General features: G+C 51.6%; 6 protein-coding genes. 4 read left to right on the forward strand and 2 right to left on the reverse strand.

Annotated elements, in window-relative coordinates; genetic code table 11:
- Positions 1-5: 5 nt before the first annotated feature.
- Positions 6-1,187 (reverse strand): aspartate aminotransferase family protein, encoded by a 1,182-nt coding sequence (locus NSCA4_RS0104830; protein ID WP_016687080.1) that lies wholly within the window; start codon positions 1,185-1,187, stop codon positions 6-8.
- 145 nt (positions 1,188-1,332) lie between these two features.
- On the opposite strand from NSCA4_RS0104830, the gene NSCA4_RS0104835 reads away from it, so the two are divergent.
- Both NSCA4_RS0104835 and NSCA4_RS15480 read left to right on the forward strand, forming a co-directional pair.
- Positions 1,333-1,671, forward strand: a complete 339-nt coding sequence (locus tag NSCA4_RS0104835) for a hypothetical protein (protein ID WP_029609538.1) — start codon at positions 1,333-1,335, stop codon at positions 1,669-1,671.
- An 8-nt stretch (positions 1,672-1,679) separates the two neighbouring features.
- Entirely contained in the window at positions 1,680-1,967 is a 288-nt protein-coding gene (locus tag NSCA4_RS15480; protein ID WP_368471225.1) for an NF038104 family lipoprotein, read from the forward strand.
- 120 nt (positions 1,968-2,087) lie between these two features.
- On the opposite strand, the gene NSCA4_RS0104845 is transcribed toward NSCA4_RS15480, so the two are convergent.
- Positions 2,088-2,891 carry a phosphatidylserine decarboxylase gene (locus NSCA4_RS0104845; RefSeq protein ID WP_016687083.1) on the reverse strand — a complete coding sequence of 268 codons (804 nt, stop codon included), beginning with the start codon at positions 2,889-2,891 and terminating at the stop codon, positions 2,088-2,090.
- Positions 2,892-3,119: 228 nt separating this feature from the next.
- Between NSCA4_RS0104845 and uvrA the strand changes: the two genes are divergently transcribed.
- Both uvrA and NSCA4_RS0104855 read left to right on the forward strand, forming a co-directional pair.
- Positions 3,120-5,999 (forward strand): excinuclease ABC subunit UvrA, encoded by a 2,880-nt coding sequence (uvrA, locus tag NSCA4_RS0104850; protein WP_016687084.1) that lies wholly within the window; start codon positions 3,120-3,122, stop codon positions 5,997-5,999.
- A 31-nt stretch (positions 6,000-6,030) separates the two neighbouring features.
- Complete coding sequence (locus NSCA4_RS0104855; RefSeq protein WP_016687085.1) at positions 6,031-7,029, forward strand: hypothetical protein; 999 nt, start codon at positions 6,031-6,033, stop codon at positions 7,027-7,029.
- Positions 7,030-7,097 lie beyond the last annotated feature (68 nt).

Here is a 7,097-nt window from a genome sequence, read left to right on the forward strand (position 1 = left end):
TTAAATCAGGCTATCCATTCCGTTAACGCGGCCTCCAAGCGTTTCAGACCTTCCGCCATATCTTCATCGTTTAGCAGAAGACTAGGCGCAAAGCGCACGACATCGGCTCCGGCAACCAATACCATCAGGCCGTGTTTCAGCGCGGCGGCAGTAATTTCCGAAGCGCGACCTTTATATTGGTCTGCCAGCACGCAGCCGATGAGCAGCCCCATGCCGCGGACTTCTTTAAACACGCTGGTTTTCTCGCCCAATTCCCGCAAGGTCGTCTGAAGTTTTTGTCCTTGTTTTTCGACATGAGCCAAGGTTTCCGGGGTATTAATAATATCGAACGCGCGGCTGCCGACGGCGCACGCCATCGGATTGCCGCCGAACGTCGAACCGTGCGTCCCCGGCCCGAAGGTCGGAGCGATTTTGTCAGTGGTCAGAATCGCGCCGACGGGGAAGCCGCCGCCTAAGGCTTTGGCAGAACTGAGAATATCGGGCGTAATGCCGTAATGTTCGTAGGCGAACAGCTTGCCTGTGTGCCCCATACCGGTTTGCACTTCGTCTAAAATCAGCAATGCGCCGTGTTCATCACACAAACGGCGCGCGGCTTGCAGATATTCCTGCGTGGCAGGCAGGATGCCGCTTTCACCCTGAATCGGCTCGATGATTACGGCGCAGGTGTTTTCGCTGATGGCGGCTTCCAATGCGGCAATATCGTTAAACGGAACGTGGGTAATACCTGGCGGCAGCGGCGCGTAGTCTTTGCTGTATTTGGGCTGACCGCCGACTGAGACGGTAAACAGCGTACGGCCGTGGAAGCTGTTGAGGCAGGAGATGATTTCGGTTTTGTGTTCTCCAAAATGATCGCGCCCGTATTTTCGCGCCAGTTTCAGTGCGGCTTCGTTGGCTTCCGCGCCGGAATTGCAGAAAAAGACTTTGTCGGCAAAGGTATGCTCTACCAGTTTTTTCGCTAATTCCTGCGCGGGCTTGGTCGTGTAGATATTGGAAATGTGCCACAATTTTTGCGACTGCTCCGCCAGTGCGGCAACCAAATCGGGATGGCAGTGTCCCAGCGCGTTAACCGCGATTCCGCCGGACAAGTCGATATATTCACGGCCTTCAATATCCCAGACGCGGCTGCCGAGGGCGCGTTCGGGAATCATAGGAGCAAATGAAAAATTGGGGGTCAGGTAGTTTTGCATCCGATTTCCTTTGCAGTGAATTTATTGAAAATAAGCGGGAATTATGCGCCGCCCGAAACAAAGCTTCAAGCCGGAATGGGCGGGACGCAAAGTAAGTAGAAATTTCGGCTACAATATGTATTTTACCGACCGTAGGAAGAATATCATGAACATCCTGCCTTATCAGACTGAAATTGCCGAGCGTATGCTGGTTGGCACAGAAGGCGAAACCATTCATCACGACGCGCAATTTGTTCAAACGGCCAACGGCTATTGGATAGCTTGGCACGAGGGCAATGCAGCACTGCTGGCACCTGATACGCCGCCCGATATTCCGTGTTTTTGGGTGGAAGGGGCGCAAAGTTTGGAAGAGTTGGTCGAATTGGTCGAAAACGGCGAGTTTGACGAAATGGAAGAGTTTGACGGCGACGATGACGCGTGGCACGAACACGCGGCGGGCTGCGATGGCGGGCATGACGGTCATTGCGGATGTTCGCATTCATGAAAATAAAGATGAAAACCTTGCTTCTGCCTTTGGTCTGCCATGCGCTGAACGGCTGCGTCGTCAGGGCGGCAGTCGATTTGGCGGCAACGACCGTCATGACGGCGGGCAAGGTTGTCGTCAAAGGTACGGGCGCAGTCATTGATGCCGCCATTCCCGACAGGGACAAAAAGAAAGACAGAGAAAAGGATAAAGGCAAAAACCGCCGTCCTGTTTCAGACGACGGTCTGTATCCGGGTTCTTATCCGCCTGCATCGGAAGAGGGCGGTTACTATGTTCCGCAAGGTTCGGGATATTAGGACAGTGGATGGTAAGGACGGATGTCTTTTGACCTTGCAGCCATATAAAAAGGTCGTCTGAAAAGTTTGAGCGCAACCCGCTCGACTCATTTTCAGACGACCTTTTTGTTTGTGGGAATGTTAATCTTTCAATGCCTGTTCCGCGGCATTGCGGACTTTATCCGCAGCCGCTTCGATTTCGGATTGAGCAACTTCGGCAGCGGTTTGCGCTGGAGCGGGCGTTTCCGCTTGTGCGGCGGCAGTCGGTTTTTCAGTCGGTGCAGCAGCTTCTGGAGCTTGGAGCGGCAGGCGCGCCAAAACGGTGCGTACGCCGGTTACTTTATCGCCGATGGCAACTTGTGCCTGCGCGTCAACCGGCAGATACATATCGACGCGCGAACCGAAGCGGATAAAACCGTAGCGTTCGCCGCGGGTCAATTTTTCACCCACTTTGGTGTAACACAAAATACGGCGGGCAACCAAGCCTGCGACTTGGACGAAGGTGATTTCGCGACCTGACGCGGTAGTCGCCAGTACGGCGTTGCGTTCGTTTTCTGTACTGGCTTTGTCCAAATCGGCGTTGAGGAATTTGCCTTTATTGTATTCGACGGCGGTTACGGTGCAGTCGGCAGGCGATTTTTGCGAGTGGACGTTGAAGACGTTCATGAACACGCTGATTTTCAACGCTTCGGTATCACGGTAAGGATCGCGCGCTCGTTCGACGACGACGATGCGTCCGTCAACGGGGCTTAAAATCGCTTCGGGGTCTTGCGGGATTTCGCGGGAGGGGTCGCGGAAAAATTGCAGGGCAAATACGGTGAAAATCCAAAACGGCAGCGACCACCAGCCGCAGCAGGCAGACACCAGCAAACTCAATACCAAACCGCCGCCGATAAACGGCCAGCCCTCGCGGGCGATAATCGGGTGGGGGTACAGACGGTTCATAAATTAGTCCTTTTCTATTCAAATTCTATTCAAATCGCCGCCATTATAACGGAATCCGATACGCTTTTAGCGCCTGCGCCCGTTTTTCGGACAGAAAGCGAAGAAAGGTCGTCTGAAAACCTGTCTCCTCCGCTTTTCAGACGACCTGCCGCAATCTGAAACCGAAGCGAAAAGTGTTACAATAGCCGTTTTATTTTAGCCGCTTAAGGCGCTTAAGGCAGTCCGACCATGTGCAACCACCATCATCAAAACGACAGCAAAACCCCCCGCTCTGAAGCCCGCGACAACGACACCATCCGCATCCGCGGCGCGCGCACGCATAATTTGAAAAACGTCGATTTGGACATTCCGCGCCACAAGCTGGTGGTGGTCACGGGGCTGTCGGGCAGCGGCAAATCGTCGTTGGCGTTTGACACGCTGTATGCCGAAGGGCAGCGGCGTTATGTCGAGAGCCTGTCCGCCTATGCGCGGCAGTTTTTGCAGATGATGGACAAACCCGACGTCGATTTGATCGAAGGCCTGTCGCCCGCGATTTCCATCGAGCAGAAATCCACCAGCCACAATCCGCGTTCCACCGTCGGCACGGTAACGGAAATCCACGATTACCTGCGCCTTTTGTACGCCCGCGTCGGCACGCCGTATTGCCCCGAACACAACTTGCCGCTGTCGAGCCAAACCGTATCGCAAATGGTCGATGCCGTCTTAAAACTGCCGGAAGACACGCGCGTGATGATTCTGGCGCCGGCGGTGCGCGAGCGTAAGGGCGAGTTTGTCGATTTCTTTGCCGACTTGCAGGCGCAGGGTTTTGCGCGGGTGCGCGTGGACGGCGAGGTCTATCAGTTGGACGAAGTGCCGAAGCTGGAAAAAAACATCAAGCACAATATCGACGTGGTCATCGACCGCGTGAAAGTGAAGGCGGACATCAAGCAGCGGCTGGCGGAAAGTTTTGAAACCGCGCTGCGCCACGGCAACGAGCGCGCGCTGGCGATGGAAATGGACAGCGGCGAAGAACATTGGTTTTCCGCGCGGTTTGCCTGCCCCGTGTGTTCGTACAGCCTGCCCGAGTTAGAGCCGCGCCTCTTTTCGTTCAACAACCCGATGGGTTCCTGTCCGACTTGCGACGGCTTGGGCAACACCAATTTCTTCGACCCCGAAAAAGTGGTCGCCCATCCCGAATTGTCGCTGGCAACCGGCGCAATTGACGGCTGGGATAAGCGCAACCAGTTCTATTTCCAAATGATTCAATCATTGGCGCGGCATTACGGTTTCGATGTGCAGGCTGCTTGGGAAACGCTACCTGAAAAAGTGAAAAAAGTCGTGTTGCACGGCTCAGGCAAAGAAGTCATTGATTTTACTTACCTGTCCGAACGCGGCACCACCTTCAACCGCAGCCACGCCTTCGAAGGCATCATCCCGAATCTCGAACGCCGCTACCGCGAAACCGACAGCGAAACCGTGCGCGAAAAACTGCGCGAATACCAAAACCACCGCGCCTGCCCGAGCTGCGGCGGCGCACGTTTGCGCAAAGAAGCCCGCTACGTTTACGTCAGCGGCGAACCGTTGCACGAAGTCTCCGCCTGGCCGCTGACCAAAACCCACCAATTCTTTGAAACGCTGGATTTGGACGGCAACAAAAAACAAATCGCCGAAAAAATCCTCAAAGAAATCACCGAACGGCTCGGCTTCCTGATCAACGTCGGGCTGGATTACCTGAATCTCTCCCGCTCCGCCGAAACCCTTTCCGGCGGCGAAGCCCAGCGCATCCGCCTCGCCAGCCAAATCGGCAGCGGCCTGACCGGCGTGATGTACGTTTTGGACGAACCCTCCATCGGCCTGCACCAGCGCGACAACGACCGCCTGCTCGCCACCCTCAAACGCCTGCGCGATTTGGGCAACAGCGTGATTGTGGTCGAACACGACGAAGACGCCATCCGCGAAGCCGATTTCGTCGTCGATATGGGCCCGGGCGCAGGCGAACACGGTGGCAACGTACTGATTGCAGACACGCCCGAAAACGTCGCCAAATGCGAAAACTCCGTTACCGGACAATACCTCAGCGGCAAAAAATCCATTGCCGTGCCGTCTGAACGCACGCCCGTCAATCCCGACCGAATGCTCGTCCTCAAAGGCGCGCGCGGCAACAACCTTAAAAACGTAACTCTTGACCTGCCGCTCGGTTTGATTACCTGCATCACCGGCGTATCCGGCAGCGGCAAATCCACCCTGATTAACGATACCCTCGCCAAAATCACCGCCCGCGAACTCAACCGCGCCCAAGAAGAACCCGCCCCATACGACGACATCCAAGGCCTCGAACACCTCGACAAAGTCATCAACGTCGACCAATCCCCCATCGGCCGCACCCCCCGCTCCAACCCCGCTACCTACACAGGCTTGTTCACGCCCATCCGCGAACTCTTCGCCGGCGTGCCCCTCTCGCGCGAACGCGGCTACAGCGTCGGCAGATTCTCCTTCAACGTCAAAGGCGGCCGCTGCGAAGCCTGCCAAGGCGACGGCGTGATTAAAGTCGAAATGCACTTCCTGCCCGACGTGTACGTCCCCTGCGAAGTCTGCCACGGCAAACGCTACAACCGCGAAACGCTCGAAATCCAATACAAAGGCAAGAACATCAGCCAAGTCCTCGACATGACCGTCGAAGAAGCCCGCGAATTTTTCGACGCCGTCCCCACCGTAGCGCGCAAACTGCAAACCCTGATGGACGTAGGTCTAGGCTACATCCGCCTCGGCCAATCCGCCACTACCCTTTCCGGCGGCGAAGCCCAGCGCGTCAAACTCGCCTTGGAACTGTCCAAACGCGACACCGGCAGAACACTCTATATCCTCGACGAACCCACCACCGGCCTGCACTTCGCCGACATCGCCCTGCTGCTGGAAGTCATAGGTCGTCTGAAAGGCAAAGGCAACTCGATTGTGATTATCGAGCATAATCTGGATGTGATTAAAACCGCGGATTGGATTGTGGATTTGGGGCCGGAAGGTGGTGATGGAGGTGGCAAGATTATTGCTTGTGGTAGTCCTGAGCAGGTGGCGAAGCTTAAGGGGAGTTATACTGGGAAGTATTTGAAGAGTATATTGCAGATTAGTTGAATATGAAATTATTTAAATTTAGGAATTAAAAATGTCATCTTTAAAGAAAATTGCACGAATTTATTATATTAAATCACCTAAAACCATTAACTCAAATTTATCTAAAGGAAATTTGTTAGTAATTGATAAAAAAGAAATTAAATTTTTACGAGATATTTTGTTGGAAACTTCCCAATTTAGAGAGTTAGATGGAAATAACTGGCATTTGTCTTTTTTTACCGATAGTGAAGATTTTTGTCAACATATTCATGTTAATTTTTATTGTAATGATGATAATACATTAGAAGCATTACAAAGTTGGTATTCTCAAGATTGGTATAAATTCAATGAGGATAGAAAGTTATCGTGGAAAGAGTATGATGATTTATGTCGATTAGCTTTAATGATTACTAAAAAAGAAAAGCCAAGCGATGAAGAAGTAAAAGTTACCTGTGCATCAGTAAGAGATTCTAAATCTATACAGATAGATGATTTGTGGGAGGCTTCTACACATTATGGGCATATTGATGGTAGGGGATTAATGTTTCTTACTCATATGGAAAGACAGGAAGTACATTTTCAAAGACACATTATTTTGTTGGCTCTTGCTCATGCATATCTTGGAGCAATTGAAAGTATCAATAACAAATTATCACAAGCTATATCACTTACCACCGAGAATAAAAAAAGCATACAGGAATTACGTAACATTTACCTTCAAATTGCAAAATTTAATGCTCGCTACATGTTTAGTCAGCCAGTAAAACGATCAAGCACAAGTTTAACAATGGCTTGGAAAAGAATAGAAAAAGCGCTAAATATAAATGAGATAAATTACGAATTAACTGAACAAATTAATATGATTCATTATATTTTAAAAATTGATGATGATGAGAAACAGTCTAAACAGGAGCAACTCCGTCAAGAAGCAGAAAGGATAGAAGCCAAACAAAATCAAAAAATAAGTAATTGGCTAACTTTTATTGGTGTTGTTATTGGTATTATTGGCCTAATAAGTGTATTTAAAGATCTAAAAGAATTACTATTTTGATAAGTAAGTTATAGCAAGCCGTAGCGAGCCGTAGCCTGCATATTCAACCAACCGCGTGCGTGGCTACG

Source organism: Neisseria sicca 4320 (genome assembly GCF_000193735.1).
In the GTDB taxonomy this organism is placed as follows: Bacteria; Pseudomonadota; Gammaproteobacteria; order Burkholderiales; family Neisseriaceae; genus Neisseria; species Neisseria sicca_E.

Excerpts from the sequence above, each read along its gene's own strand:
- NSCA4_RS0104830 (WP_016687080.1), bottom strand. The coding sequence starts at position 1,187 with ATGCAAAACTACCTGACCCCCAATTTTTCATTTGCTCCTATGATTCCC.
- NSCA4_RS0104835 (WP_029609538.1), top strand. The coding sequence starts at position 1,333 with ATGAACATCCTGCCTTATCAGACTGAAATTGCCGAGCGTATGCTGGTT.
- NSCA4_RS15480 (WP_368471225.1), top strand. The coding sequence starts at position 1,680 with ATGAAAACCTTGCTTCTGCCTTTGGTCTGCCATGCGCTGAACGGCTGC.
- NSCA4_RS0104845 (WP_016687083.1), bottom strand. The coding sequence starts at position 2,891 with ATGAACCGTCTGTACCCCCACCCGATTATCGCCCGCGAGGGCTGGCCG.
- uvrA (WP_016687084.1), top strand. The coding sequence starts at position 3,120 with ATGTGCAACCACCATCATCAAAACGACAGCAAAACCCCCCGCTCTGAA.
- NSCA4_RS0104855 (WP_016687085.1), top strand. The coding sequence starts at position 6,031 with ATGTCATCTTTAAAGAAAATTGCACGAATTTATTATATTAAATCACCT.